Annotated in this window: 24 protein-coding genes, 3 pseudogenes and 1 riboswitch; of the genes and pseudogenes, 7 read left to right on the top strand and 20 right to left on the bottom strand. The window is 56.1% G+C overall.

Going from position 1 to position 25,509, the window contains the following annotated elements; translation table 11 throughout:
- Window positions 1–3: 3 nt before the first annotated feature.
- Window positions 4–603: an SCO family protein gene (locus tag ACR0KC_RS10640; RefSeq protein WP_480706368.1), complete on the bottom strand. Its 600-nt coding sequence runs from the start codon at window positions 601–603 to the stop codon at window positions 4–6.
- Window positions 604–780: 177 nt separating this feature from the next.
- On the opposite strand from ACR0KC_RS10640, the gene ACR0KC_RS10635 reads away from it, so the two are divergent.
- Both ACR0KC_RS10635 and ACR0KC_RS10630 read left to right on the top strand, forming a co-directional pair.
- A complete protein-coding gene (locus ACR0KC_RS10635) occupies window positions 781–1,209 on the top strand; it encodes a MerR family transcriptional regulator (RefSeq protein ID WP_170637694.1) in 429 nt (142 codons plus the stop codon).
- 97 nt (window positions 1,210–1,306) lie between these two features.
- Complete coding sequence (locus ACR0KC_RS10630) at window positions 1,307–2,056, top strand: transglutaminase-like domain-containing protein (RefSeq protein ID WP_480706366.1); 750 nt, start codon at window positions 1,307–1,309, stop codon at window positions 2,054–2,056.
- A gap of 7 nt (window positions 2,057–2,063) precedes the next feature.
- Here the strand turns inward: ACR0KC_RS10630 and phnE are convergent, their stop codons facing one another.
- Genes phnE through ACR0KC_RS10610 form a run of 4 tightly spaced genes read right to left on the bottom strand, consistent with a single transcriptional unit; the run spans window position 2,064 to window position 6,287 of the window.
- The gene (gene phnE, locus ACR0KC_RS10625) at window positions 2,064–2,807 is read right to left on the bottom strand and encodes a phosphonate ABC transporter, permease protein PhnE (protein WP_480771823.1); all 744 of its coding nucleotides are present in this window, start codon (window positions 2,805–2,807) and stop codon (window positions 2,064–2,066) included.
- The gene (locus ACR0KC_RS10620) at window positions 2,807–3,577 is read right to left on the bottom strand and encodes a phosphonate ABC transporter ATP-binding protein (RefSeq protein WP_480771822.1); all 771 of its coding nucleotides are present in this window, start codon (window positions 3,575–3,577) and stop codon (window positions 2,807–2,809) included. Before ACR0KC_RS10620 ends, phnE begins: the two co-directional genes overlap by 1 nt.
- A complete protein-coding gene (locus ACR0KC_RS10615) occupies window positions 3,574–4,434 on the bottom strand; it encodes a phosphate/phosphite/phosphonate ABC transporter substrate-binding protein (protein ID WP_480771821.1) in 861 nt (286 codons plus the stop codon). The genes ACR0KC_RS10620 and ACR0KC_RS10615 overlap by 4 nt, the downstream gene beginning before the upstream one ends.
- A complete protein-coding gene (locus tag ACR0KC_RS10610) occupies window positions 4,434–6,287 on the bottom strand; it encodes a cytochrome c peroxidase (protein WP_480771820.1) in 1,854 nt (617 codons plus the stop codon). Before ACR0KC_RS10610 ends, ACR0KC_RS10615 begins: the two co-directional genes overlap by 1 nt.
- A gap of 116 nt (window positions 6,288–6,403) precedes the next feature.
- Between ACR0KC_RS10610 and mntR the strand changes: the two genes are divergently transcribed.
- Together mntR and ACR0KC_RS10600 are read left to right on the top strand one after the other, a co-directional pair.
- Window positions 6,404–6,856, top strand: coding sequence for a manganese-binding transcriptional regulator MntR (gene mntR, locus ACR0KC_RS10605; RefSeq protein ID WP_480706356.1), 453 nt, complete (start codon window positions 6,404–6,406; stop codon window positions 6,854–6,856).
- Between the two features lie 380 nt (window positions 6,857–7,236).
- Window positions 7,237–7,918 (top strand): annotated as a pseudogene (locus ACR0KC_RS10600) (IS6 family transposase).
- Here the strand turns inward: ACR0KC_RS10600 and ACR0KC_RS10595 are convergent.
- The 4 genes and pseudogenes from ACR0KC_RS10595 to ACR0KC_RS10580 all read right to left on the bottom strand — a co-directional run.
- A pseudogene (locus ACR0KC_RS10595) lies at window positions 7,913–8,287 on the bottom strand (ATP-binding protein); the annotation flags it as partial. The pseudogenes ACR0KC_RS10600 and ACR0KC_RS10595 overlap by 6 nt on opposite strands.
- Window positions 8,284–9,576: pseudogene (gene istA / locus ACR0KC_RS10590) on the bottom strand (IS21 family transposase); the annotation flags it as partial. The pseudogenes istA and ACR0KC_RS10595, both read right to left, overlap by 4 nt.
- Before the next feature lie 761 nt (window positions 9,577–10,337).
- On the bottom strand, window positions 10,338–11,444 hold the full coding sequence (locus ACR0KC_RS10585; protein ID WP_480771819.1) for a ParB/RepB/Spo0J family partition protein: 1,107 nt from the start codon (window positions 11,442–11,444) through the stop codon (window positions 10,338–10,340).
- A complete protein-coding gene (locus ACR0KC_RS10580; protein WP_170423104.1) occupies window positions 11,441–12,748 on the bottom strand; it encodes an AAA family ATPase in 1,308 nt (435 codons plus the stop codon). Before ACR0KC_RS10580 ends, ACR0KC_RS10585 begins: the two co-directional genes overlap by 4 nt.
- 470 nt (window positions 12,749–13,218) lie before the next feature.
- Between ACR0KC_RS10580 and ACR0KC_RS10575 the strand changes: the two genes are divergently transcribed.
- The 3 genes from ACR0KC_RS10575 to ACR0KC_RS10565 all read left to right on the top strand — a co-directional run bounded on the left by ACR0KC_RS10575 (window position 13,219) and on the right by ACR0KC_RS10565 (window position 16,707).
- Complete coding sequence (locus ACR0KC_RS10575; RefSeq protein WP_170423102.1) at window positions 13,219–13,902, top strand: DnaA N-terminal domain-containing protein; 684 nt, start codon at window positions 13,219–13,221, stop codon at window positions 13,900–13,902.
- A gap of 137 nt (window positions 13,903–14,039) precedes the next feature.
- Complete coding sequence (locus ACR0KC_RS10570; RefSeq protein WP_480436466.1) at window positions 14,040–15,788, top strand: ABC transporter ATP-binding protein; 1,749 nt, start codon at window positions 14,040–14,042, stop codon at window positions 15,786–15,788.
- The gene (locus tag ACR0KC_RS10565) at window positions 15,778–16,707 is read left to right on the top strand and encodes a glycosyltransferase family 2 protein (RefSeq protein WP_480706350.1); all 930 of its coding nucleotides are present in this window, start codon (window positions 15,778–15,780) and stop codon (window positions 16,705–16,707) included. The genes ACR0KC_RS10570 and ACR0KC_RS10565 overlap by 11 nt, the downstream gene beginning before the upstream one ends.
- 258 nt (window positions 16,708–16,965) lie before the next feature.
- On the opposite strand, the gene ACR0KC_RS10560 is transcribed toward ACR0KC_RS10565, so the two are convergent.
- The 11 genes from ACR0KC_RS10560 to thiD are packed head-to-tail and all read right to left on the bottom strand — an operon-like array spanning window position 16,966 to window position 25,034.
- Window positions 16,966–17,709 (bottom strand): ABC transporter permease, encoded by a 744-nt coding sequence (locus ACR0KC_RS10560; RefSeq protein ID WP_480706348.1) that lies wholly within the window; start codon window positions 17,707–17,709, stop codon window positions 16,966–16,968.
- Window positions 17,706–18,359, bottom strand: a complete 654-nt coding sequence (locus tag ACR0KC_RS10555) for a TenA family protein (RefSeq protein WP_480706346.1) — start codon at window positions 18,357–18,359, stop codon at window positions 17,706–17,708. Before ACR0KC_RS10555 ends, ACR0KC_RS10560 begins: the two co-directional genes overlap by 4 nt.
- Window positions 18,356–19,081: an ABC transporter ATP-binding protein gene (locus ACR0KC_RS10550; protein WP_480706344.1), complete on the bottom strand. Its 726-nt coding sequence runs from the start codon at window positions 19,079–19,081 to the stop codon at window positions 18,356–18,358. Before ACR0KC_RS10550 ends, ACR0KC_RS10555 begins: the two co-directional genes overlap by 4 nt.
- Window positions 19,078–19,749, bottom strand: coding sequence for a thiaminase II (tenA, locus tag ACR0KC_RS10545; RefSeq protein ID WP_480771818.1), 672 nt, complete (start codon window positions 19,747–19,749; stop codon window positions 19,078–19,080). The genes ACR0KC_RS10550 and tenA overlap by 4 nt, the downstream gene beginning before the upstream one ends.
- Window positions 19,746–20,654 (bottom strand): ABC transporter substrate-binding protein, encoded by a 909-nt coding sequence (locus ACR0KC_RS10540; protein ID WP_480706603.1) that lies wholly within the window; start codon window positions 20,652–20,654, stop codon window positions 19,746–19,748. Before ACR0KC_RS10540 ends, tenA begins: the two co-directional genes overlap by 4 nt.
- Before the next feature lie 42 nt (window positions 20,655–20,696).
- Window positions 20,697–21,665 carry a HesA/MoeB/ThiF family protein gene (locus ACR0KC_RS10535; RefSeq protein WP_170395061.1) on the bottom strand — a complete coding sequence of 323 codons (969 nt, stop codon included), beginning with the start codon at window positions 21,663–21,665 and terminating at the stop codon, window positions 20,697–20,699.
- A complete protein-coding gene (locus tag ACR0KC_RS10530; protein ID WP_170465689.1) occupies window positions 21,662–22,258 on the bottom strand; it encodes a thiamine phosphate synthase in 597 nt (198 codons plus the stop codon). The genes ACR0KC_RS10535 and ACR0KC_RS10530 overlap by 4 nt, the downstream gene beginning before the upstream one ends.
- Window positions 22,255–23,025: a thiazole synthase gene (locus ACR0KC_RS10525; RefSeq protein WP_480706340.1), complete on the bottom strand. Its 771-nt coding sequence runs from the start codon at window positions 23,023–23,025 to the stop codon at window positions 22,255–22,257. The genes ACR0KC_RS10530 and ACR0KC_RS10525 overlap by 4 nt, the downstream gene beginning before the upstream one ends.
- A 1-nt stretch (window position 23,026) precedes the next feature.
- Window positions 23,027–23,224, bottom strand: coding sequence for a sulfur carrier protein ThiS (gene thiS / locus ACR0KC_RS10520; protein WP_170647007.1), 198 nt, complete (start codon window positions 23,222–23,224; stop codon window positions 23,027–23,029).
- A complete protein-coding gene (locus ACR0KC_RS10515; protein WP_480706338.1) occupies window positions 23,221–24,249 on the bottom strand; it encodes an FAD-dependent oxidoreductase in 1,029 nt (342 codons plus the stop codon). The genes thiS and ACR0KC_RS10515 overlap by 4 nt, the downstream gene beginning before the upstream one ends.
- Window positions 24,246–25,034 (bottom strand): bifunctional hydroxymethylpyrimidine kinase/phosphomethylpyrimidine kinase, encoded by a 789-nt coding sequence (gene thiD, locus ACR0KC_RS10510; protein ID WP_480706336.1) that lies wholly within the window; start codon window positions 25,032–25,034, stop codon window positions 24,246–24,248. The genes ACR0KC_RS10515 and thiD overlap by 4 nt, the downstream gene beginning before the upstream one ends.
- 79 nt (window positions 25,035–25,113) lie before the next feature.
- A riboswitch (TPP riboswitch) is annotated at window positions 25,114–25,214 on the bottom strand.
- Window positions 25,215–25,509: the final 295 nt, after the last annotated feature.

Genomic DNA, 25,509 nt, shown 5'->3' with positions numbered 1-25,509 from the left:
TGCTCAGAGTCTCTGTTTCAGATCCGCAAGAATTTCTTCGGCAGGCGTGCCATATGACCAGGACTGGACGAATCCAGCGTCCTTGTTGAACAGAAACAGATGAGAGGTATGCCCCATCGTATATCCATCCGGCGCAGTGGCTTGTTCGATCCGTTCGTAGAATATCGGGAAGGTCTTGGACGTTTGCGCAATTTGTTCTGGCGTGCCTGTAAGCCCAATGATCCCCGCATCGAAAAGTGGTACATACTCGGCCAGGACGGCCGGAGTGTCGCGCTCGGGGTCGATGGATATGAAGATAGGTTGCACTTGGGTTGATTGATTTCCCAGACCTTCCTGCACTGCTGCCACCTCGGACAGTGTTGTAGGGCAAACGTCGGGGCAGTTGGTGAAACCGAAAAACACCAACATCCACTTGCCTGCAAAGTCGTTCTGGGTACGGACAACACCAGAGTGATCTGTCAGTTCGAACCTGGCTTCGAACGGAACAGACCCCTCCTCAATCCGCGCAGGTCTATATTCTGACCACAGCATCAAATAGGCAAATGCCGCCGTTGCGACACCAGCCAGTACCCATAAGATTTTTTGAAATACGGTCAGTTTCAAAGTTAGCCGTCCGCCTGTGATTCTTGGTTCAGAACGGCATGTACACCCTCTACCTGCTAGAGGTTCAAAGGGGATTTTGAGCCTGCGGCTGGGTGTCACAGGTCCACCGGCTGGAAGGTTCTATTGTGCGGCGTCAACCCGAGCCTACATAAGCTGTAGCTTTGTAAGGAGACCCAGATGCTGACGATCGGAACGCTTGGAAAAAAGACCGGAACCAAGGTTCAGACGATCCGCTACTACGAGCAGATCGGACTTATGCCGGAACCGGGGCGCACCGAAGGTGGCCAGCGGCGTTATGGCCATACCGAACTGGATCGCCTGGCTTTTATCCGTCACGCCCGCCAATTGGGGTTTTCGCTTGAGGCGATACGCGAACTGCTTGATTTGTCCGACGATCCGGATCGCCCATGTCATGAAGCCGACAGTATTGCGCGCCGACAACTCAAACAAATTGAGCAAAGAATGGCGCGGCTAGAAGCGTTGCGAACCGAGCTGGAGCGCATGGTGCATGAATGCAGTGGCGGCAACGCCTCGGATTGTCGTGTACTCGAAGTTCTACGCGATCATTCCGAATGTCTTACTGATCACGAAGACATCGGCGCGTAACCCTGGGCAGCGTTGTTGCGAACTGGAAATAGCCTCTTGAAGCTACAGTCACTGTAGCAATTACAAGTCTTTCTGAGTTGATTCGACGAGAGACCAAATGCTGAACCGAGACCCGTTGTTAACCGCCACACCTCTGCTTGATTTTGAAACACCCGCAATTTCTGGGCTCATAACGGAACGGCGCTGGCCCGATCTGCCTATCGGGGATCGAATTGGCGCTATTTATGATTTCGTTCGTAACGAGATTGCCTTTGGTTACAACCGTGCAGACGATATCCCGGCATCAGAGGTGCTCGCCAACGGTTATGGGCAATGCAATACCAAGGGTACGCTTTTGATGGCACTATTTCGCGGCAGCGGTATCCGATGCCGTTTACATGGCTTTACGATCCACAAAGAGTTGCAGAGGGGTGTGGTCCCCGAACTGATTTATCCGCTGGCGCCAGAAGAAATCTTGCATTCGTGGGTCGAAGTCGAAGTAGACGGTCGTTGGGTCAACCTCGAAGGATTTATTCTGGATCAGCCATACCTGGAGGCCTTGCAGCATAACTTTGCAGAAACAGAAAGCCTGTGCGGTTATGGGGCGGGTACCCGTTGTTTGAGCACCCCTCAGGTCGAATGGGAAGGTCGTGACACGTACATTCAGAAAACCGGAATCGTGAAGGATTTTGGCGTTTTTGATAGTCCGGATGCGTTCTATGCTGATCATGCGCAAAGTTTCGGCAGCATTCGGGGTTGGCTTTATCGCTTCATATTCCGTCACTGGATGAACGCACGCGTTCGATCCCTCCGCAATGGGAAGCTGAAGGCTCGAATGGCGGCCACGCATACACACGGAAATACATAGTGGGGCCTCAACTGAAGCGCTTTTGCAAGGCCGTATTCAGTGCCTCTGACAATAAAACCAAAACGATGATTGCCAACGTCACGGTCGCAGCCTTTTCATACTGAAACGACCGTACGTAGGTTTGTACATACAACCCGATGCCACCGGCACCGACAATGCCCAGTATCAGGCTTTCGCGCAGATTTAGCTCAAACCGAAATACGGTATCGCGCATGATCACAGGCGCCATCTGCGGCCAGATTGCCCAACGCAACTGTTGAATTCTGTTGGCCCCTGCGCTTTCAAGCGCCGCCACAGGAGCGGTGGCAACATTGTCGATGGCTTCTGCATAGAACTTTGCCAACATGCCGGTCGCGTGAAATGTGATTGCCAGTATACCGGGAAGCGGGCCCAACCCAACAGCGCCCACCATTAGCATAGCGACCAGGATCAGTGGGATCGACCGGATAACCGCAAGCAAGGCACGGACGGGACGCCAGATCGCTGTTGGTACCATAGTTTCAGAAGCCAAAACGGCCAGTCCCGCCGACAGGATCACGGCAAACAATGTTCCCAGAATGGCGATCCTCAGAGTCTCCGCCAGCCCGGTCAGAACCTCGCGCCAAACGGACAGGTCAGGTGGGATCATGCGCCCCAAAAACTCTACCAGACGGGGTCCCGCGCCTGGCAGCTTGCCCAATCCCATATCCCCGCTGGTCAGCGACCACAGGATCGCCAGTACCAGTATGATCCAAATGACGGATCGACCCATCAACTGACTACCCGCAGCCCCGATGTGACACCGGCACCGTGATACAGTTCATCGATGTCCCCGCTGGTCAACTGAGCCGACGGTTTGTCGAACAATACCACGCCATCTCGCAGGCCTATGATGCGCTCAGCAAAGCGGCGTGACAGGTCGGGCTGATGCGAGCTGAAAATGACGCCGATTTTGCGACTACGTGCAGAGCTGGTGATCAAGCTCAGAATGCGTTCGGCGTGAGCAGGGTCCAAATTGCTGACGGGCTCATCCGCAAGGATCAACTCGGGTTCTTGTGCCAGACATCTGGCAATCGCAACGCGCTGCCGTTGTCCACCCGACAACTGATCGGCACGGCGGCTTGCCAGATCGGACAGCCCCGTATCCTGAAGCGCTCGTGTCACGCACATATGGTCCTCTTCCCGAAACCGACCCCAGAGTGAGGACCAGATATTCATCCGGCCCATCCGACCGTTCATCACATTCTGATAAACACTCTGCCGATCAACCAATGCGAATTCCTGGAAGACAAAGCCAGTATTGGCACGGTCCTCGCGGGATGGAATCCCAGTTGCCAAAAGTGGCTTGCCCAGCACCTGTGCCTCGCCCTGCCATCCACTCAAACGACCATCCAACAACGCCAGCAACGTTGATTTGCCCGCACCCGAAGGACCGAGTAGCGCGACGCTTTCACCGGGCTGCACCGACAGCGAAACATCTGAAAGAGCTGCCGCACTGGCAAAGTGCTGCGATACCGCGTTGAGTGAAACTATAGGGTTCATTTCAGAAACCCATAGCGCCGCGCAGTCTCGCGCACGCCTTCGTAAACCGAAGGATCAGCAGGAAGATACCCGTCCGGGCCATAGAGGTAAGCCAGCAGGTGACGGTTCTCACTCTCGTTGAGGCGCAGCATGGTTTTAATGAACTTCGCCTGCAGCCCGGCGTCCAGATCAGGGCGGGCAATGATTGCGTGGCTGGGAATTTGTTCTGATTCCGCCAGCACCTTGACCTCGGCCTGCTGATCCGGAGTCAGATAGAGATCTGCATACTGGCTCGCGCCCGCAGCATCGACCAGCCCATTGGCCATGGCCTGCATCGCTTGCTGATATCCGCCAGCAAAGAATTTTTGCCCGAAAAAGCTGTCGGCATCGCCCGTGCCCGAGAACAGCCCGGCGCGCACAAACAGATCAAGGGGATAGATGTAACCGGATTCCGAGACCGGATCGGAAAAGGCGATGTCACGTCCCCGGAGATCTGCCAGCGTTTCGATTCCGCTGTCACGCCGCACGAAGACCCGGCCCGAATAGCTGGGTTGCCCGCGATAAACCTCGGACAATAGCGGTACGGCGCCGATCTGGTCTTCGGCCAACACAAAGGGCAACGCTCCCATGAACGAGATATCGGCATCACCGTTGCGCAGCGCCTCAACGGCAGCAGCGTGGTCGAACGTGACAAACCCCGTGACCGGGACGCCCATCTGCTCTGAAAGCCAGCCGGTGATGACGTTGATGTCACCCAACAGCTTTTCGGGGTTCTCCTGCGGGATGAAGGCCAGCTTCAGCCCCCGGTCAGTTGCAGCCATTACGGGCAGGGCTGCAGATGCGGCTGCAGCGACCAGAATATTGCGGCGCGACAACATCAGAACATCCTCTCGTCAACTTCGGCCTGCATGGCCTTGAACAGTTCCCACTGGCGGGTGGCTTCGGTCCAGTTACCTTCGGCGCTGGCATCGCCAACCGCTCGCAGGATCGCGGCGAATTCGTAGATTTCGGGCTTGGCGTTCTGATTGACCATGACACTGGCATCCGCGGCCAGATCAGGAGCTACTGTGTCGATCAGAACCGCTATGTTTTCGGCATCCTGCATCGGCAGCAGGGTATCGAGCGTGCTGGCGAATGTTGTCAGCTCCTCCCAGGACAAGCGGAATACGCTGTTGCGACCCTCGAATACTTGATAGGGGTCTTCACCGTCTCCGACAGCTTCGACATAGGCCGTCAGATCTGCGCGCTGTGCTTCGTCCAACCCCAAATTTTTGGTGTCATTGAACCAGTCAACAACGCTGGCCAGCGTCGGCAGCGATCCGTCATGCATGTAAGGTGCAGTGAAATTGACGTTGCGCAGTGTCGGGGTTTCGAACGCGGTAGCCGTGCCGCCGGGGAATGGTGGTTCCGCGCTGCCGATGTCGTAGGTCAGACCATCGCGGAACTGACGGTCAGGCGTGTGACACGAAGCGCAGGATTTGTCACCAAGTCCGGCAAATTTGGTGTTGAACAGCACCTCCCCGCGCTTGGCGGCATCTGACGCCAGATCGGTCAGCTTGCCGGACCGGTCGATCTTTGGGTTGGGAAGAAAGTCGAACTGTTTGACATAGGCTTCCAGCGCATCCAGTTGGAACGGTGTTGGTTCCTTTCCGGCGAATTCAGTCACAATCACATTTCGGATGAAGCGACGTAGGCTGGGTTCGCGCCCGTCGCGGCCATAAGGTGCGGTAAAGCGGATGCCACGCATAGAAGGCGTGTCCAAGTGATCATCGGTCCGGTCATTGAACATTGGATTGAAGAACGAACCGTCCACATCCATCCCACCCGGATGGGATGACAGGCCCGGTATGAAGAAATCCCGGTTCACGTCGGAGCGGTTGTGGCAGGTCGAGCAGGCGATGCCTAACTCGCGCGCCGGGCCGCCGAAGATTTCAGGGCTGTCGAACAGCATATCGCCATAGGCCACCAGCGGTAGATTGGCTTCATCCTCACCCGCCTCTTCAAACTGAAGAACCAGCCGCGGCAGCTGCGCCTGATCTCCGATGTTCGACCCTGGCGGCAGCGTGGCGGGCATGGTGATTTGTTCGCCGGAAAGCACAACTGTTTCAGGCAGCGGTGTTAACTTGTCGCGTTGGGCATACTCGGATGGCAGATAGTTGGCACGAATATAGGCAGCGACAATGGCCTGAGCTTCCGCAAATTGGTCGGCATCCACCGTTTGTGCACCATTGCCCAGTACTCCTGCGCTGCCAAGGGTAGAGTTCAGAACCAGCCATGCCCGGCCCAGATCGCGAGCCGCCGACGCATCCGCAGCCTTGATACCATCTTCGAATGCGCGGAACAGAGCTGCCGCTTGTGCAACCTCGCGTGCCGCTTCAGGCTGACCCAACGCGGTCTTTGCGACATCCAGATGGCGCAGGATTCCCTCAGCAATGGCAATTGTGCTTGCTTCGAACAGCGCCTGGAGATCTTCGGCTTGCATAGCTTGGTTGATCGCAAGCGCCTCTTTGTCGGAAACGCGTGACAATGGAGCGACCTGAATGTCACTGACAGGTGCGGGCGAGGTCCAACTCCTCTCAATTTCATCCCAGGGAACCGGGGTTAGATTTCCCATGAACAAGGTCAGTCGATACGCGGCAGCGCGCGGAGCCCAAGGAGATTCTTCAATCGCCGTGGCATCGGCGATCACTGGCAATGCGCAAAGAAGTGTGGACGCTATTAGATATTTCATAGCTCTGTCTATTAAAATTAGCCTTGTCTAATTTATTGATGAAGGCATGCTCATTGTCAAGTTCGGCTTTCAGGTGCATACACTAGTGACTGGATTAACGACCTAATCGTGAGCCGATGACTGAAACGACACCGCAAGATTCAGATCGTAGTATTGATACCCAGGCGAGTGGATTTGAGGCTGTGCGACAGGCCCACCAAAGCGAAATGGTTGAAGACTACGTTGAACTTATTGCAGAGTTGATCCATCAGAATGGCTCGGCGCGCCCGGTCGAAATAGCAGAGCGGTTGGGCGTAACCCAACCTACGGTTTCGAAGAATTTGGCCCGTTTGAAACGAGAAGGTTTCATAGAACAAATTCCCTACCGCTCACTTCAACTGACCGATGCCGGGCGTCAATTGGCGGAAGCTTGTAGAAGGCGTCACCGGATTGTCGTGGAGTTCCTGATCGCCTTGGGCGTTTCACCGGAAGTCGCAGAGCATGATGCTGAAGGCATTGAGCATCATGTAAGCGAAGAAACTCTTGCAGTTTTTAAAGGATTCGTTGGGCGGACTGAGGAAACAAAGTAGAAGCTGGAAACTTCAATTTTACTGGCGAAATTTGGTATATCTAATTTCAAATAGACAGAGATTGTCTTAAGCTAAAGCTAGATAGTGACACTATCTGAGGGTGTGTGGCCCGGCGCGAAACAACGTGGTACCAGAAGATTGATACAGATGCCGACGCAGAGAACGCAAAGTAAATGAACCCTCAAAAAACAAGAAGCCAATTCGGTAGTCGATCTGGCCCAATTAAGAATCGGCGTTAAGATTTCCAGCGACAAAAAGCCCGACTACAGCAACTACCCTCAAACTGAACAGACGAACAAATTCTGTCGCAAACTCCATCCCCACCTGTCAGATCGAACGCAGTTCTGCTAACGTGGGCTGGAATATGACAGCAGCAGGCCGTGACGATCTCAATTAAGGGTGCGCATTTTTCGAAAGACGTGATTTTGCACGCGGTTTTCTTCTACCTACGCTGCGGTGTTTCATACCGTGACCTGGAGGAAATCATTGCGGAACGCGGCGTTAATCTGGATCTTGCAACACTGAACCGCTGGTTCAGTCAATATGCTGGTCTCATTTCGGACACAGCGCGTTATAGAAAGCATCCGTCGACGTTTGTGGCGAATGGATGAAACATATGTGCGGGCCAAAGGGAAATGGATATATCTTTATCGAGCGATCGATAAACACGGCAAGACCCTTGATTTCATGCTGTCCGAGCACCGGAACAAAGCTGCTGCGACGAGGTTTTTTGCCCGCGCACTTGAGGTGAACGGTCCACCGCGCAAGATCGTTATCGACAGTAGTTTTACCAACATGGCCGGCATCAAGGCAGTTAGTAATATACTCAAGAGCTTCAGTTGTCCAATCCCGATTGAGATGGTCAAGCGCAAATACCTCAATACCATCATTGAACAAGATCACCACTTCATCAAACGAAGGATCAGATTCATGCTGGGCTTCAAATCTTTCGCTTCGGCAGCATCTGCCTTGGCAGGTATAGAATTGGTCAAAATGATCCGCAAAGCTCAATTCACGCCCGGACTCTGTCCATTTCAGCAATTTATCCAGCTGGCGGGATAACCCGGGACCAAGCGCCACGTGGGTCTTACCGGTGTCGCTGGCGCCGAGAGCGATGACGTTCTCGCAGCGGTCGATCCATTCGCAGAGCGCCAGTTCCAGCACCTGCATCTTGTTGAGGCTCGGGATCGCGGAGAAGTCAAAGCTGTCGAGACTATTGGTCGCTGGGAACCGAGCCGCCTTGATCCGGCACTCAATCATCCGCCTTTCCCGGTCAAATAGTTCGAGCTCGATCAGCCGGGCCAGGAACTGAACATAGTCGCGGCCCTCGGAGGAACACTGCCGAGCCCGTTTGTCGTATTCCCGCAGGATGGTCGGCAGCTTCAGTTTTTTTAGTTGATGGTTCAGCAGGACCTGTGGCGTCTCCGTCATGTCGAAGCAACTGTTGTCAGGCACATGTAGCTGGCCAGAGATGTCGTCGCCACCTTGGCCTGCGGCAGGTACGGATAGACATTCAGATCGAGCCTCGGCGGCCGCCGCTCCACTTGACACAGCACCGGTTGTTTCACGGCATCAAACTGATCACCCCATCTGGATAGCCGTATTCACTGCAGCATGAATCTCCTCCATTTCGAAGCTTTCGAGCAGCCGTAGGACCTGCACGTATTCGCGCCTTCCGGCTTTCAGCATGCGTGTCTCCATAATCTTATTGAGAGCATCGAACCTTGGGAAGCTCCCATCCGGCTAGCGGAGCTGCCTGTTCGAAAACGGTTATGTTCTTCTCGATCAGCGGCAAGTAATGAACCGGATCGAAGACCATGTCCTCACGGTCGTAACTGCGAATTTGTCGCGCGATGACCTCACCACCACATCCGATCACCACCCGGTCAACATAGCCACGGATCCAGACATCTCTATGCCCGTAGGCGCCGGAAAGTAATAATCATTGGTTTTGTAACGTACCAACGCGAGCGAATTGACCCGGCCTGTTGCCTAGTTACAGGCTTCGAAGGGCGTGGTCGTTAAGGCAGCCATCACGTCCAGGTCATGCTGTAGCCGCTCGCCAATCGTCGCGGTATGCCCGCGCTTCTTATCCGCCTGTCGTTTTGGCACTGCCTCTCAAGCCTGTCGTTGAAGGCATCCCAGGTTGGAAAGTTCGGGATCGGCACCATGAAATTGCGCCGGGAATAACCACCAGCCCTTCGACGGATCCCTTGTCGTTGCCCGTACCAGGACGCCCCGTTGCGGACCTGGATCACGTAGTGGGACAGCATTTCGCTTAACAGCCGCGCACGCCTGCGAGTTCCGTCGGGCTCGATCTTTGCTACAAGGCACCGGTCGTTATCGTAAAGGATCGACCGCGGAACGGCCCCGAAGAACCTAAAGGCACGGACGTGCCCGTCCATCCAGGCCTCGGCAGCCGCCGCAGGATAGGCGCGGATGTAGCAGGCATCGCTTTACGGCAGATCCAAGGCAATGAAGTGAGCCTTCTGCTCAATGCCACCGATCACCACCATTGCTTCGCCGAAATTGGCCTTAGCATAGCCGGATGCATGGTCAAGCGGTAAGAACATCTCGCGATGCTGTCGACCATGCTCCCGAACATAGTCCTTGATGATGGTGTAACCACCCTCGAAACCATGCTCATCCCGCTACTGCTCGAAGATCCGCTTGACCATATGCCGCTGTTTGCGCGGTCGCTGCCGATCCTCCGACAACCATTGATATTGGAAAATGCGCGCCTTTCAAAGTGATCGTCACAGTTTGCTCCTGTCACGTCCCAGCCCGCGTTAACAGGACTGCGTTCGATCTGACAAGTGGGAGCAGAGTTTACGACAGAACCACCGCCTGTTCAGCCCAGGAAACTTGCGAAGAAGAATGCCGCCGAAATCACATTCTCTTACTGCATGAAACTGCAGACCGACAGAATTAATAATAGTAGTTATTAGTACATTTTGCGCACTACTCACACACGATGCTCTCTATTGTCGATCATTCAACCGATCGCCGCGCTTTCTCTGGCAAGCCACGGCACGTTCATACCAATCATTGATAGGTACTCACCGCCACACCGTTGTATGCTCAAGTGCTATGAATATGTTACCGCACGCCAAGATAGTTCTCCTGATGAAAAGCAGCGGCGGTGCGCACGAAGATTGAGGCCGTGGCGTGGTCCCTGCCCTATCCCATAGACTGTGCATCAGTTCCGCCGTGACAAACTAAATAATTTGCAGATCACCTGCCCCAGTTTAACATCAATGCGGCGCGACGCCTTATATTAATTAACTGGACTTGATGTCATCGCCTCTGCTCGGAATGCAGCCGTCCGAAGCACAAAACAAGCGTTTGAGTCCGGGTGGTACGATCAAATGGTTCAGATGACCTCGTGAGGTTCTGACTCAAACAGCTGTCCAGTTTGTGCAAAAAAACGGCGCTGAAATTAACCAGCGCCGCGCTTCGGATCTATCTCGCTAAGCCCGTCTTACCCGTGGGTAAGATCGTCTTCTTCTCGCAGATCCTCGATCAAAGTGGCCACAGCACGTTCTAATTTAGCCCTATCGACACGGGTAAAGTCGAGATCATAGCGAAGTTCGATCCTTCCGCTGGATGCAGAACATTTTGCAATCCCTGCCCTGCTCCTTACCTGAAACGTTGTCTTCGCGCGGCGTGGTTTATCTACGGCTTCAGCCTTTGGCTTAGCGGCGGTCGCATTTTCGATTGTGAGAAAATCGCGAAGAATGGCCACTTCGCGCACGCTGTTGCGATTTGGTTCACTCACCAAAGCCGTACTGACTTGTCGGATCAATCCAGGATCAGAGTCGAGCTTTCGTTTGAGTTCAACACCCACATTCCGTGGAATGTCGTTTGGGTGCATAAGAACCTTTTCCAACATGGCCAGCAAACTCGCAAATGCCCGTATATAGCTGCGCTTGGTATAGCTTGCAGATTTGAACAAGGTTGAAACCGCTTTGTCGACATCCGGACAATCATTGGAAGGGTCTTCCGCATAGGCACGCGCAAGCGCGCCCATTTCCGCAAACGAGATATCCTTTCGGATCAGGTTTTCATCGACCATGCGACGATAGCTATCATCCAGCTCTGCAACGTCAGAAACACCGGCCGGAATCGTCGCAAATCGCGCGTCGCCAGTTTCCTCAAGTAATGCGCGAAATGCCGATAATCTGCGCATTCCTTGAATTAACTCAAAGCGTCCATCGTTGCGACGCTCGACCCGGATCGGGTTCGAAAGACCCACATCCTGAATAGAAGCCTTCAACTCATCCAACTCAGGATCAGGGCCAGGCTTGCGGTCGCGCGTCAGGCGCTCGGTAACAACATCCGCCAATGCGATCTGTTCAGTAACATACCCTTCTGAACGTAGTCGCACAAGCTCGTGCGCTAACCTGTCATTTTCGACTCTGATTGCATCTTCGGTAGTTTGCTGGTCGCGTAGCGCATTAGCGTTCTCGGAGATTGCAGTAGCCATTGGTCCGCGCCTTTTCTCAAGCGCTTTATCCGGAACCTTGCCAACCGGGATTTCTTCCATCGCTGGCATATCGATATCGAACATTCTGCGTTTTCGGCTCATACGTCATCCTCCAGCTTGTCCCAGGCCGATAGCATGACGCCCCGGAATTCATCATAAACATTATCAAATGTCGAACGCGCGCGACGCCAGGTTTCCCTCGTCATCTCACGGTAATCCATCTCATAAACTGAACTCAGGAACCGACCAGATTGCTCGACCGCACGCGTCATCTCGACCGGGTGCTCGGCGAGGTGCTCACCAAAGACTTTGCGGAATGCGTCATACATCGCTGTGTGCAGTGCGTTCCCCGGTTCGTAGCGCGTAAGCAAAAACCGAATTTCGCAGAATGTCTTGGGTAAACCAATCTTACCCGTGGGTAAGGTCTTGTCGAAACCATAGGCCAGATCTTCGAGGGCTTCAGCCAACTGTCCAATGAATGAGGTGGTTGAATCGTATTCCCAGTATCCGGGCCCCGACGGGATATACAACATGTCTGCTGCGAACACCGCATTCATGGATTGGTATCCTATCGCAGGCGGGCAATCGAACAGGATCAGGTCATAAGCATCATTCGGTATTTGATCCAGATAGCGGGACACAGCAGCAAAAAAAGACCACTCAGGATTCAGGTGCCGATATTGTGCTGATGCGAATTCGACGAAAGCAGCGTTGGCGCAAGAAGGGATCGCATCAATCGTTGACCATGAGGTCTGCTTGATAAAATCAGAAATGCGCAGTTCGCCGAGGCCCATATCCGTTATAGAAGGTGGTAATTCTCGGCGGGGCAGGGCAGTTCCTGACTCCGCAGCCGCAGGGCGGTTATTCATGCGCTCGGTTTCACGGATCAGATCCCGCGCCATGATACCCCAGACGGTGAAATCTTCAGCGACATCGGTTAGACCCATCGAATGGCTGAGCGTCGCCTGAGGGTCAAAATCCACCACTAATACTCGGTAGCCGTCCAGAGCAGCGGCGTGCGCAAGATGCAACGCCACTGTCGACTTGCCAGCCCCCCCTTTGAAATTGGCAACAGCGGCCCGAACCGCCCGCTTGCCCGCAGGGCGTGGGGGAGTGAGCGCTTTGCGATTAACCTTAAGCCGCCGCCTGAGCTCATTTACCTCTTCCAGACTAAACCAACGCTGCCGCCCATCAGGCTCGACCTCGCCTCCCGGCAATGAAGGATCGGCGGCCAGCTTTCCTCGGAAAGTCGATTGGTTCACCTTAAAGATCAGCTCGGACACCTCCCAGCTTGAGAACCGCCTTAGCGTCTTCTCCATCTCAGGGCTGAAAGTCTGCTGGCGAATCCAGCCCTGCAATTTCAGGGACTGGGTGCGCAATGCATTCAGGTCTTCGTGCGTGTACATGCCTCAGTTCTCATTCTTCTGGACGTTATTTTTCTCTCTTTTGTTATTTACGCCCGATTTGCATATTTGGCAAAAGAAATTATTGTAAGGTTGTGATGTTACCCACGGGTAAGAAAATATGGCCGTATGTAATGCTGACCGATTCGGAACGCTGCTGCTCTCTGCAATCGTCCTGACTTCGGATATCCTACCAGATTTAGGGGGTCACAAATGAAGTAAATACGGCATATAGGGGGACATTATTGCTCCAAAAGGGGACACCCAGTATGTCCCCCATCACCATAGATTCACCTACTTCTTTTATTTTTTGATAGCGAATAGCACCTGTCAAATAGCGTGATCTCAACGAACTCTTGACAGAATCGAAGTATTGGACGCTAATCAGTGAACAATCACGAAAAGCGTTGGGAAACGGCGCGATTACGGCGGGATCAACCCGCATGAGGCAAAAAAGAGCGGTGAGGAAACGGATGCAGGTTGCGAAACCGGTCGGGCGAAATGCGCCTGCACTGAAGTACGATATCTTGTCGGCGCTCGCCGTTCACGCCTTATCAGGTGACAAACATCGTCATCGCAGTGTTCTTCGCATCATGACGTTAATTACCACGCGCTATAACTGGCGCTCCAATGAACTGTCGATTGGCCGGGAAGAGATCGCTCGGTTGTGGTCCGTGAACGAACGCACAGTTAAACGTGAGATGGCTAAGCTGCGCAGCGCAGGCTGGATTGCGGTCAAACGACCCGCCGCTCGGGGTCGGGTTGCGGTTTATGAACTCGACCTCAAGCAGATCATGCTGGACACAATGGAAGCCTGGCCCGTGATCGGAACGGATTTCCAGGAACGAATGCAGCAGAAGCCAGAGCGCGATACCAATGTTGTGCCATTTCAGTCAAAGCCATCGATCCCGCCGCCGCAGGGTGAAGACGTTTGGGCACAGGTTCAATCGATCCTACATGAGCGTGACCCAGAACTTTGGTCCAGTTGGTTCAAGCATCTGAACGAAGCCGAAAGGGCAGGGGGCCTGGCGACTCTGATTGCACCAACGCGTTTTATGGCGGATTACATTGCACAGAAATGGTCGGGGAGGGTTTTGGCCGCTTATTCACGTGTAGACCCTTCGGTTCGAACAATTCGCATTGAAGCGGCAGAATAGGGCGCGGGCTTGCTCAACTGGCAACAGGCGACTATCTAGCGGAAACTGTTTATGAGCGCGTCAGATGTGACATAGCTCGATCCTGATCACAGTGGACATGTGCATTGCAAAAGATCAAATCAAAATTTGCGGCCGTATTGAGTGATTCCGTCCTGTGGCGACTGCTCTCCGAAAATATGCGCGAGCAAGCGGTCCCTTATACAATCGCGATCATCGCGATGGTATTTGTTGCGGCAACCACTGCAGGTATCGCCTTTATCATGCGTGATGTGGTGGATTCGCTGTTTGACAGTGAAAACTCAGCCAAGATTTTCGGCGTTTCGATGGCTGTATTCTCGATCTTCCTGGTCAAAGGGATTGCGACTTACGTCCAGATTGTGGCTCTGACCCGTGCCGGTAACCGGATCGTCTCGAAACAGCAGATCAAGCTTTACGACAAACTTTTGCGGCAAGGGGTGTCATTCTTCAATTTGACCGAAAGCTCGGATCTGTTGTTGAAGGTGACACAAACCGCCCAGGCTGCGCGCACGGTGATCGAGATCATGGTGACCACGGCGGTGCGCGATATGCTTACATTGATTGGTCTTTTGGCCGTGATGTTCTACCAGCAACCGATCTTGTCTTTGTTTACGCTTATCGTCGGCCCTTTGGCGATCTTGGGTGTTCGCATGCTGCTTCGCAAAGTGCGAGAGATTGCGGATATGGAGCTGCAATCGATGGGCGCGATCATGAAGGTCATTCAAGAAACCTCGGCTGGTATACGTGTGGTCAAGTCCTTCGGATTGGAAGAGCGCATGGCCCTCGAAATGAATTCGGCGGTGAAAAGCGTTGAGAAGCGCCGCAACAAGCTTGCGCGTTTGCAAGCTGCGACGAGCCCGCTGACGGATATCCTGGCCGGGTTTGCAATTGCCTCGGTCATCGGGTTGAGCGCTGGTAAGCTGTTTGGCGCTGCAGCGTCCACTCCGGGTGAACTGATGTCGTTCGTGACCGCTGTGATGATGGCCTATGAGCCCGCGAAGCGCCTGACGAAGGTGCGGGTGAAGATGGAGCTGGGTCTGCGCCGGGTGCAGATGTTGTTCAATATGTTGGACGAGCCTGAAACTCTGCCGGAAGAGGCCAATCCCAAAAGCCTGCCTGATGGTCCGCGAGAGGTGGTGTTCGACGCCGTCACTTTCGGCTACCGTCGTCGCGATCCGATCCTGAAAGGGCTTTCGTTGACGTTCGAAGCTGGCAAGACCACCGCTCTGGTTGGTCTGTCCGGCGGCGGCAAGTCGACCATTTTGAATTTGGCCCTGCGCCTTTATGACCCGAGCAGTGGTTCGGTATCGATCGATGGTCAGGATATCAAGTACGCCTCGTTCAAATCACTGCGCCAGAACATGTCGTTCGTCGGGCAAGAGACGTTTCTGTTTTCGGCCTCAATCGCCGACAACATCCGTTTTGGCCGTGAGGGTGCCTCGCAAGACGACGTGATCGAGGCTGCCAAGGCCGCGAATGCCTATGACTTCATCATGTCGCTTGAGAAAGGCTTTGACACTCTGGTTGGTGAAAATGGTGCCTTCCTGTCCGGTGGTCAAAAACAGCGCCTTGCGATCGCGCGCGCGCTTCTGCGCGACAGCCCGATCCTGCTGCTGGACGAACCAACTAGTGCGCTGGACTCGCGGTCGGAACATCTGGTTCAGGAAGCCTTGGGCCGCCTGACCGAAGGGCGTACGACAATCATCGTGGCTCACAGGCTTTCAACCATCATGCATGCGGACAAGATCGTGGTGATTGAGGCTGGTGAAGTTCTTGAGCAGGGCAGCGCCCAACAGTTGCTGAAGAAACCGGGGCCATTCAAAACCCTGTATGACCATCAGTACTCGAACGCCGTCAATGCCGAATGATCCCGACGTGATCCAACGGCCTGACATTACACCGGCGCGTTCGTCCCTGAGCGCGTCAGTGATCATCCCGACCTATCAAAGCTGGGACCAATTGCAGCTTTGTCTGGATGGGCTCGCCTCTCAGACACTGAACACAAACCAGTTCGAGATACTTGCAGTCAACAATGACCCGACCGACCCCATGCCCAACGGGTTTCGCCTGCCCGCCAACGCCCGCATTCTAAGTGAGGCAAAACCCGGCTCATACGCAGCGCGCAACCGAGGAATCGAAGAAGCCGCCTCGGAGCTGCTGTTTTTCACCGACTCCGATTGTCAGCCTGACCCGCTCTATCTAGAGGCCGGGTTGAAAATAGCCGAAGACCACCCCGAGGTTAATCGCTTTGGCGGCAATGTTGTGCTGATCCCGAACGGGCAGGATTGGAAGACGACCGAACTCTATGATGTTCATTTGGGGTTAGAGCAAAAAAAATGGGTGGAACGGGGGCGCGCGGTTACGGCCAATCTGATCGTACGGCGGGAGCTTATGGATCGCATCGGTCGGTTCAACGACACGGTGTTGTCCGGCGGGGACATGGAATGGAATGATCGTGCTCAATCTGCGGGCGAAGCGATTGTGTTTGCCGAAGACGCCATCGTTCGTCATCCGGCGCGCGACAGTCTTGAGGATCACATCACCAAAGCCCGTCGTATTGAGGGGGCTAGGCTACGCCGCAATGCCAAGCGCGGCATCGTAAATTACATCCCGCCTGTGCAGAAATTGATCCCTTCCTTCAAGACGTTAACAAATCTTCTGAGGAATCAGGATCTGTCAACCAAACAGGCTTTTGGTGTGTGGGGCGTTCACTATGTGATCCGCGTTGCAAAAATTACGGAAACCATTCGGCTTCTCTGGCTGCGGAGGCCTGACCAGCGGAAGTAGTGGCCACTGGCAATGATAAACCACTTTCAGACCATGACGCTACGCGGTCTGGTTCGGCTTAATTCAAGTTGATCCTTACCGTAGGACTCTTGGACAAGTGACTGCGGCACACTCTGTGTTCGCCGCTCGACCAACTAGCTTTGTTTAACATTGCGCTCTGGAAATCAATGTACTCTAGCTTTGAGCTTTTTCATCACAGCTGGTGGCACGATTAAAGTCGATCTCCGCGTTCGCGTATACTTATGGTCAGTACTTTGTTCATATCCGATCACGCTGATCCAGGTACCGATTGCACAGGGCGTTGACCGTTGTGTGCAGGATGATGGTAAGTACCGCCAACACGATCAGAGCGGCGAACATCAGGTCCGTTTTGGCACGTCCATTGGCCAGCAACATCAGATATCCCAGCCCACGCGACGCTCCGACCCATTCACCAATGACGGCACCGATGGGAGCATAGACAGCAGCCAGACGCAGGCCGCTGGCAAATCCGGGCAGAGCAGATGGAATACGGATGTGCCACATTACTCGGGCGGGCGACGCCCCCATGACCCGAGCCAGATCCAGCCAGTCGCGATTACTGCGCATCAGTGCATCAAAGAAAGACGAAGTGACCGGGAAATAAATGATCAGCAGAGCCATAGCGATCTTAGCCTCGAGCCCGAAGCCAAGCCACAGGGTCAGAATCGGTGCGAGGGCAAAGACGGGGATGGTCTGGGAAAACACCAAAATCGGTCGCACCAGCGCGCGTGCTAGCGGTGAGGCGGCAAGGCCGATGGCCGACAGCCCGCCCAGCACTGCGCCAAGGGCCAGCCCGATCAGCACTTCGGTCGCGGTGACCAGCCCATGCTCCAGCAGAAGGTTGCGGCTGTTCCAAATGGTTTCGGAAACCAGCGCTGGCGGAGGCAAGATAAAACGCGGCAAGCCGGTGGCCCAGACCACCAGTTGCCAAAGCGACACTGCCACTGCGACTGCAGCGATTCCTGCGGACCAACCTGTCATCGGGCAACCGGGAATCCTGCCCATGCGGCATCGAAAAAGGCGCGCTCTAGGGCCACGGCTTTTTCGAAGGTGGCGGCAACCTCGGTTTGCGCCTGGTCCGAAAGGGTCGGCCAGATCGCATCCAATTGCTCACGCAGATAGGCCACCACACTTTCGAACCCGTCGCCGGAGTGCAGGGTGATCCATTCACCCAGCCAGAACGGCAGATTATCGGCGCGGTTTTCGACCGGGCTAGCCCAATCCAGATAGACCCATTCCGCGACCACCAACACCGCCAGCATCCGCTCATAACGCCCTGATGCACGAGCCTCGTCCATCAGGGCTTGAAACGCCAGTGTTTCGGGTGCGGCTTCGCTTGCCTGCGGCACATCCAGCGCGCTGAATGCACGCAAAAAATAGGTGTTCTCCGGCCCGCAGATCTGACCTAGAAACTGTGCGCCCGGCACAGCATCGGCGAGGTTGGGTGCATGCGCCACTGCTGAGGCCAGCAGCCGCACAAAGCCTTCCACGAAAAGGTAATCCTGCTGTAAATAGCCAGCCATTTTGTCGTGATCGAGCATTCCGGTTGCCAGCGCATTGGTAAAGTCATGTGTCGTGGCCGCTGTCCAGTTGTCCTGGTTCAGCGCCCTGAGAGTTTCGCTTGCGCTCATCTGTTCGTCCTGAGTTGTTGAAGCAGCGCGGCCTGGATGCCCAGCACACCCGGATCATCAACAGGGCGCGGGATGCTGCCCATTGGAGTTTCGACCGGGTGCAGCCCGTCGCGCGTCATGATCATGATGTTCTGCCCCAGCCGCGCCACTTCGGCCGGGTCATGGGTGATAAGCAGCACCGTACGTCCCTTCAGCAGATGTGCGGTGAGGTCCTGCATATGCACCCGAGTCAGGGCATCAAGGGCTGAAAATGGTTCGTCCAGCAACACAATGGGGCGGTCTTCCATCAGGGTTCGGGCCAAGGCCACGCGCTGTCTTTGCCCACCGGAGAGCTTTCCCGGTTTCTTGCCCAGATGTGTGCCTAGCCCAACTTGCTCCAGTACCTGCTCGGCCCGGCCCCGATCGAATTTCTCGCCGCGCAATCGTGCCCCTATTGCCACATTGTCGAGCGCTGATAGCCAAGGCAGCAACAAATCACTCTGCGCCATTAAGGCCACCCGCCCGGCCAGCGCGCCACCGTCCGAGGCCCAGATTTCACCGTCCAAAGAAACATGGTCTCCCAGTCCGGCCAGCAGCTTGAGCACTGTGGATTTGCCCACACCACTGGCCCCCAGAAGACAGGTCCACCGCCCTGCATCAAGTCGCAGATCAATGCCGCGCGCGATGGATGTGTCGCCAATCGACAGTGATCCGCGCAGATATAGGGCGGGGGCCGGGCTCATGGCTGCGATGCCATGCCCCAAAAGCCGACCTCAAGCTCGGTCGCCTTGTGGAAGCGGTCGCAAAGATTTGCCCAACGTGGGCAGTTTTGCGGGTCATCCCCGATGCGCCGCGCTACCACGCCATCGATCAGCGCGCCAACATCGCAGCAGACCTGTTGGTAATCTTCCCCGCCATAAGTGTTGATCCAATCGGCATAGGTTTCCGACGTCTTTGTCGCCGAAAGCTCCGCCCCGATCACACCATAGCCCATGACGCAGGGGGCCAGTGTGGCCAGCAGATCAAGCATATCCCCTGAATGCCCGGCATCCAGCACATAGCGTGTATAGGCAAGATTAGCCTGACGCTCTTGCGTTGCAATAAGTTCTTCCTCGGAAATCCCAGCCTTGGCACAGATGCCGATATGCAGGGCAAGCTCGCCATTGATCAGTGCATTCACGGTCCCCGCGGCGAGGCGCATATCCGCGACGGTCTCGGCCTTGGTCACCACCAGCGCCCAAGCGCGGGCGAAATGGATCAGAAAGACATAATCCTGCTTGAGATAGTGCAGAAACGCTGCGCGCGGGAGGGTTCCATCACCCATGCCCCGCACGAATGCGTGGCGGGTATAGGCAGGCCAGGTTTCCCCGGCCGCCGCTCGCCACGCCTCAAATGAGGTACCGTAGTTCATTGTGCCCCCAGATCGACCGCGATTTTCGATACTGGGCGGGTGCCCTCGACCAGGCCGCTTCTGGCCAGAAATTCCTCGAAGCGGATATAGCGGCCTTCGTCCAGCGCCTCAGGACGCAAGGCAAAGCGGGGTAGGGTGTCGACCCAGGCCTTTGCATTCAGCTCGTCGTCCAGCTCTTCCGCGTAGCTTTTGAAAACCTCCCAGCTTTCATCCGGGTTGTTGACGATGTATTGCGTGGCCAGCTCGGTGGCGCGCAGGAAGCGGCGCACCTTGTCCTTGTCCATCAGCTCGGGGTTGGCGACATAGATCAGCTCGTCATATGTCGGCACGCCTTCTTCTTCGACATAGAAGCATCGGCCTTCGATGCCTTCGATTTCCATCTGGTTCAGCTCAAAATTGCGATAGGCACCGATCACCGCATCGACCTGTCCGGACATGACCGACGGGCTGAGCGAGAAGTTGACGTTGATCATTTCGATCTCGTTCAGCGCGACACCGTGCTTGCCCAGCATGGCACTCAGCACCGCTTCTTCTACGCCGGCAACTGAGAACCCGATCTTGCCGCCCTTTAGCTGGCTGATTTCCTGGATTGGGCCGTCCTTCAGCGTCAAAAGGCAGCTGAGTGGTGTCGCCACTAACGTGCCGACACGCATCAGCGGCAGACCTTCGGCTACCTGTAGGTGCTGGTTTGGTTGGTAGCTCACGGCGATGTCACCCTGCCCAGCGGCCACCAGTTTCGGTGGGGCCGAGGGATCAGCAGGCGGCACAATCTCGACCTCAAGATTCTGGTCTGCGAAATAACCCTTTTGCTGCGCCACGATGATCGGACCGTGATCAGGGTTCACGAACCAATCCAGCAGCAGAGTCATCTTGTCTTGTGCCAGCGCCGGTGTAGCCATCAGCATCGCCGCTACGGTCAGAAAATGTTTCAATTCGGTTTCCTCGTTTCAGTTGTTGTCACCTAGGGCCAGAAGTTTGATTTCGGGCCCGTTTTTCGTGGAAATCCGCATCGCCGCCTGCCAGGCCCGAAGACCGGAACGGCAGGCAAGGATGAGGCGTCTGTTGTTTTGCAAAAGGGGGTCACGCGGATCGATTTCATCGACACTGAGGCGCTGAGCCCCGGCCAGCTCCGGGCCAGTTTCATCTGCGGCGCGTAGGTCGATTACCAGATCGTCGGCCCGAAGCATCTCTTGCGCTATGAAGTCCGGCTCTGGTGCGGGATCCGGCGCGCCGTCAAAGCGAAAACCGCCAAAGCGCATGCTGGTGGCCTCATAGGTCACCAGACGCCCCATTGGCGTAAGGTCCCCGCTCAGCACCGCAACCGCGATCTGCGCTTGCAGACTGCCGATCATACCCACCGTCGGGCCAAGCACGCCATCGGCGTCACAGGAACCCAGCCTTGCAGGCAGATCCGGGAACAGCGCGCGCAGACCCGGAGCCTTGTGGCAGAAGCCCCCGACATAGCCCTCCGAGCCCACCACGCTGGCGCTGATCAGCGGCAAATCGGCATCAAGGCAAACATCCGAGGCCACATAGCTGGCGGCAAAACTGTCGGCACAATCCAGCACCAGATTGATGCCCTGACAAAGTTGCGAGGCATTGGCCGGATCAAAGCGGGTTTCGACCGGTTCGATCCGCACCTCATCATTCAGCGCCATCATTTCACGTGCTGCCACCTGCACTTTGGATTGCCCTATGTCGCGTTCACGGAACAGCGTTTGGCGGTGCAGGTTCGACAGGCTGATCTTGTCAGCATCAACCAAACGGATACGTCCCACACCGGCCCCGACCAGATATTGCAGCACTGGTGCGGCAAGCCCTCCTGCGCCAATCACCAGTACATGCGCGGTGCGCAGGTTTTCCTGCCCCGACGCGCCAAAGCCAAGTACAGCAATCTGGCGTGCATAGCGGCTCATAGGCAGATCCTTAGCCATTCGCGTACACGGGCTTCTGGGTCGTCCTTCAAGGTGATGTCGGTCACGGCGGACACGATGTCGGCCCCGGCGGCGAACGCACCCTGCGCGCGCTCGACCGACATGCCACCTATCGCCACAAGCGGAATAGGTCCGATCCGCGCCTTCCAGTCGGTCAGCTTTTCGACACCCTGCTGGTGCCATTTCATCTTTTTAAGAATGGTCGGATGAACGGGCCCGAGTGCCACATAGTCAGGCCGCAAAGCCAGCGCACGCTTAAGCTCTGCTTCGTCATGGGTTGAGACTCCAAGTTTCAATCCAGCAGCTCGGATCGCGTCAAGGTCAGCGGTATCCAGATCTTCCTGCCCTAGGTGCACCCAGTCGCAGTCTAGCTCAATCGCCAGTTCCCAATAGTCATTGACCACCAACAGAGCGCCGTGGTCGCGGCACAAATCCCGCGCCTCCGCCAACTGCGCGCGCACCGCATCCAGGGGATGTTCCTTGATGCGCAGCTGCACCAACCGCACCCCGAGCGGCAGCATTCGGCGCAGCCATGAGATGTCATCGAAGATCGGGTAGAACGACGGCAAGATCACAACATGGCCTTTCCAAAAACAGGGGTCGAGGGCGCGGCCATGTCGCGTGGTTCCATCGCATCGGCACCGAATGCCAAAGCCCCCGCTTCGACCGCGCGCGCAAACGCTTCGGCCATCGCCGCCGGATCACCTGCCTTAGCGACCGCCGTGTTCAGCAGCACCGCGTCATAGCCGATTTCGATGGCCTGTGCCGCCTGCGACGGCAGACCCAGCCCTGCATCGACCACCAGAGGCACCTCGGGGAAATGAGCCCGGACCGAGCGCAGGCCGTAGAGATTATTCAGCCCCAATCCGGTGCCGATCGGCGCACCCCAGGGCATCAGTACCCGGCAGCCTGCCTCGATCAGTTTCTCGCACAGCACCAGATCTTCGGTGCAATAGGGGAAGACGTCGAACCCATCGTCGGCAAGGATGCGCGCCGCCTCCACAAGGCCGAACGGGTCGGGCTGCAGAGTGTCGGCATGGCCGATCACCTCAAGCTTGATCCAGTTGGTCTCGAAAAGTTCGCGCGCCATCTGCGCCGTAGTGACCGCTTCGCGTACTGAGTAGCACCCGGCGGTATTGGGCAACACCTCGACACCCAAATTACGGATCAGAGACCAGAAATCCTGCCCGGCCCTTTCACCACCCGCCTCGCGACGCAGCGACACCGTGGCAATGCCTGCGCCCGAACGTCGAAACGCATCGGCGAGCACTGCGGGCGACGGATACTGCGCGGTGCCCAACATCAGGCGCGACGCTATTTCCTTGCCGTAGAATTCCGGCATGTCAGCCCCCCTGCCGCGGCGAAACCAGCTCGATCCGGTCCCCATCGGAAAGCATGTGCGCCGCACGTGTTGATGCCGGAACGAACACCTCGTTCACCGCCGTGGCCAGTTTGTCGTTGCCTTTGCCAAGTTCGATCAGAAGATCGGCAAGGCTGGGGCCCTTGGCCTCGGTGACCTCACCATTCACCATCAGTTTCATGTGGTTCTCCCCAGCGTTTCATACGCGCTTTTCGTGCCTTCGCAGTTCTCGTACCAAAGCGCGGGCTGCGTGCCGCAGGTCACCAGATCTGCCACCATCCCCGCCAACGCCGGAGCAAGCAGATAGCCATGCCGGAACAGCCCGTTCACCATGATGCGATCTTCGAAATGGCGGATGCGCGGCTGATTGTCCGCAAAGGCCGGGCGGGCATCGACGCCAATTTCCAGCAGCTCGGCCTCACCAAATGCCGGGTGCAGCGCATAGGCCGCATTCATTAGTTCCATCACGGATCGCAGGCTTGCGCGGGTGCGCTGCCCACTTTCGATCTGGGTTGCGCCCAACATGAATACGCCATCGCCGCGCGGTACAATGTAGAGCGGGAAACGAGGATGCAGCAGCCGCACGGGACGCGACAGCGACACATCCGGGCAGCGCACGATGAGCATCTCACCCTTTACCCCGCGCAAATCGCTCAGCCGATCCTGCGCGGCCAGACCACGGCAGTCGATGACCTGACCCAGCGTTTCGCTTGTGGTCAGAAACTCAACGCCCGAGGCCACCAGCTGCGCATGCAACCCGGTCAACATCGGGCGGGGATTGAGATGCGCTTCACTCGCGATGAACAACGCCTTGCCGAATTGCTCGGCCAGATGTGGCTCATGGAGGGCGATGCCCTCACGGTCCAGCCATTCCACGCCTTCGGCGCGCCGTGCAAACGTCGTCAGCTCGCTCTGATCCCGGCCCAGAGCGACAACCATGGTACCGTTCCGGTTCACATCCTGACCGAACTGCGCCCCCTGCTTTTGCCACCAATCCGCTGCTTTACGCCCGTGTTCCACAACGGGCTGTTCGGCGACTGCGCCCTCGCATTCTGGTGCCAACATGCCACCGGCCCACCAGCTGCAGGAATGCGTATTCACGGGACCTGCCGGGTCGATCATCCGTACGGAAACACCGCGTGACACCAGCTCGGCTGCAACGCAAAGCCCGGCAACCCCTGCACCCAGTATGGTGACAGCGCTCATGCCCACATCTCGTGAAAATGATGCACCGGGCCGTGTCCTTGTCCAATCTCCAACCCGTCGGCACGTTTTATTGCAGCGTGCAGCCAGCCATGCGCTCGCCGCACCGCAGTCTCAAGATCCATGCCCTGCGCAAGGCAGCCCGCAATTGCTGCGGAATAACTGCAGCCAGTACCATGCGTGTTGCGGGTCGCGATCCGCGGTGCCCCCAGCGTGACAACGAACCCTGACTTTGCCAGCACATCAAGGCACTCAATGCCATCGGCATGGCCGCCCTTGATTAGAACCGCCTTAGGACCTAGCGCTAGCAACGGCGCAACCAGTCCGGCACTGTCGCCCTTATGGGTTTGTCCCAGCAGCTTATCCGCCTCGGGCAGGTTCGGTGTCAGCAGGTCAGCGCGCGGCAGAAGATACCGCTTCAGCGCGGCAATCGCTTGATCTTCAAGCAGGGCGACCCCGGATTTCGCCACCATGACGGGGTCTAGGACGACAGGTCCGGAAAAACCTTCCGTTGCACGGGCCACTGTTTCAACCAATGATGGCGTGCCCAGCATTCCGATCTTGATGGCGTCTATGCGGATGTCGTCTAGGACCGCCTTGATCTGAGCCGCGACCACATTGTCGGGTACCGGATGTACTGCGGTCACGTCACAGGTATTCTGCGCGGTTATCGCGGTGACCACGCTGCAACCGAACACGCCCATTGCGCCGAATGATTTGAGATCCGCCTGAATTCCCGCGCCGCCCCCACTGTCGGAACCGGCAATCGTCAATGCAGTCGCAACCATGGCACATCCTTCGTTGTCATGGTCAGGATGTGCGTGGAAAGACCCAGAGCCTGCGAAGTGACACGAGTTGTGACACGGGGCGCCCGGTATGCCTGTTTCCTCCGCCGGTCCTAACCGGGTCAGGTTCAATGGGTTTGCATGTCTGCATCTCAGCCCCGAGGGGCACCCCAACAGATGGTTACCGATTATTGATGAGATCAGGTCTCGTCAACAGTTTTGTTGCACACCGTATGATGGGTGCGGCTTCGCTTTGAGCTTTGCAGTTAACTCGGGGTGTCGCCGGTGTCGCAAAATGGTGGTGTTTCCAGATGCTATGACCGGAAAACGGCACAATAAGACAGGGACATACAGCGCCGACATCGTGGTCGTTGACCCAGCCCCGCGATCCGAGATTGAAGGCAGAAACAGTTCTTTGAGGTCCTGTCACAAGTTCCCGTCCGCAGATGCACATAGTTGCAACGAATAAATTGCTATG

The sequence above is a fragment of the Ruegeria sp. CF3 genome (genome assembly GCF_056537365.1).
Note: the sequence above shows the minus strand (reverse complement) of the source record. Positions and strands in the feature narration are given on the sequence as shown.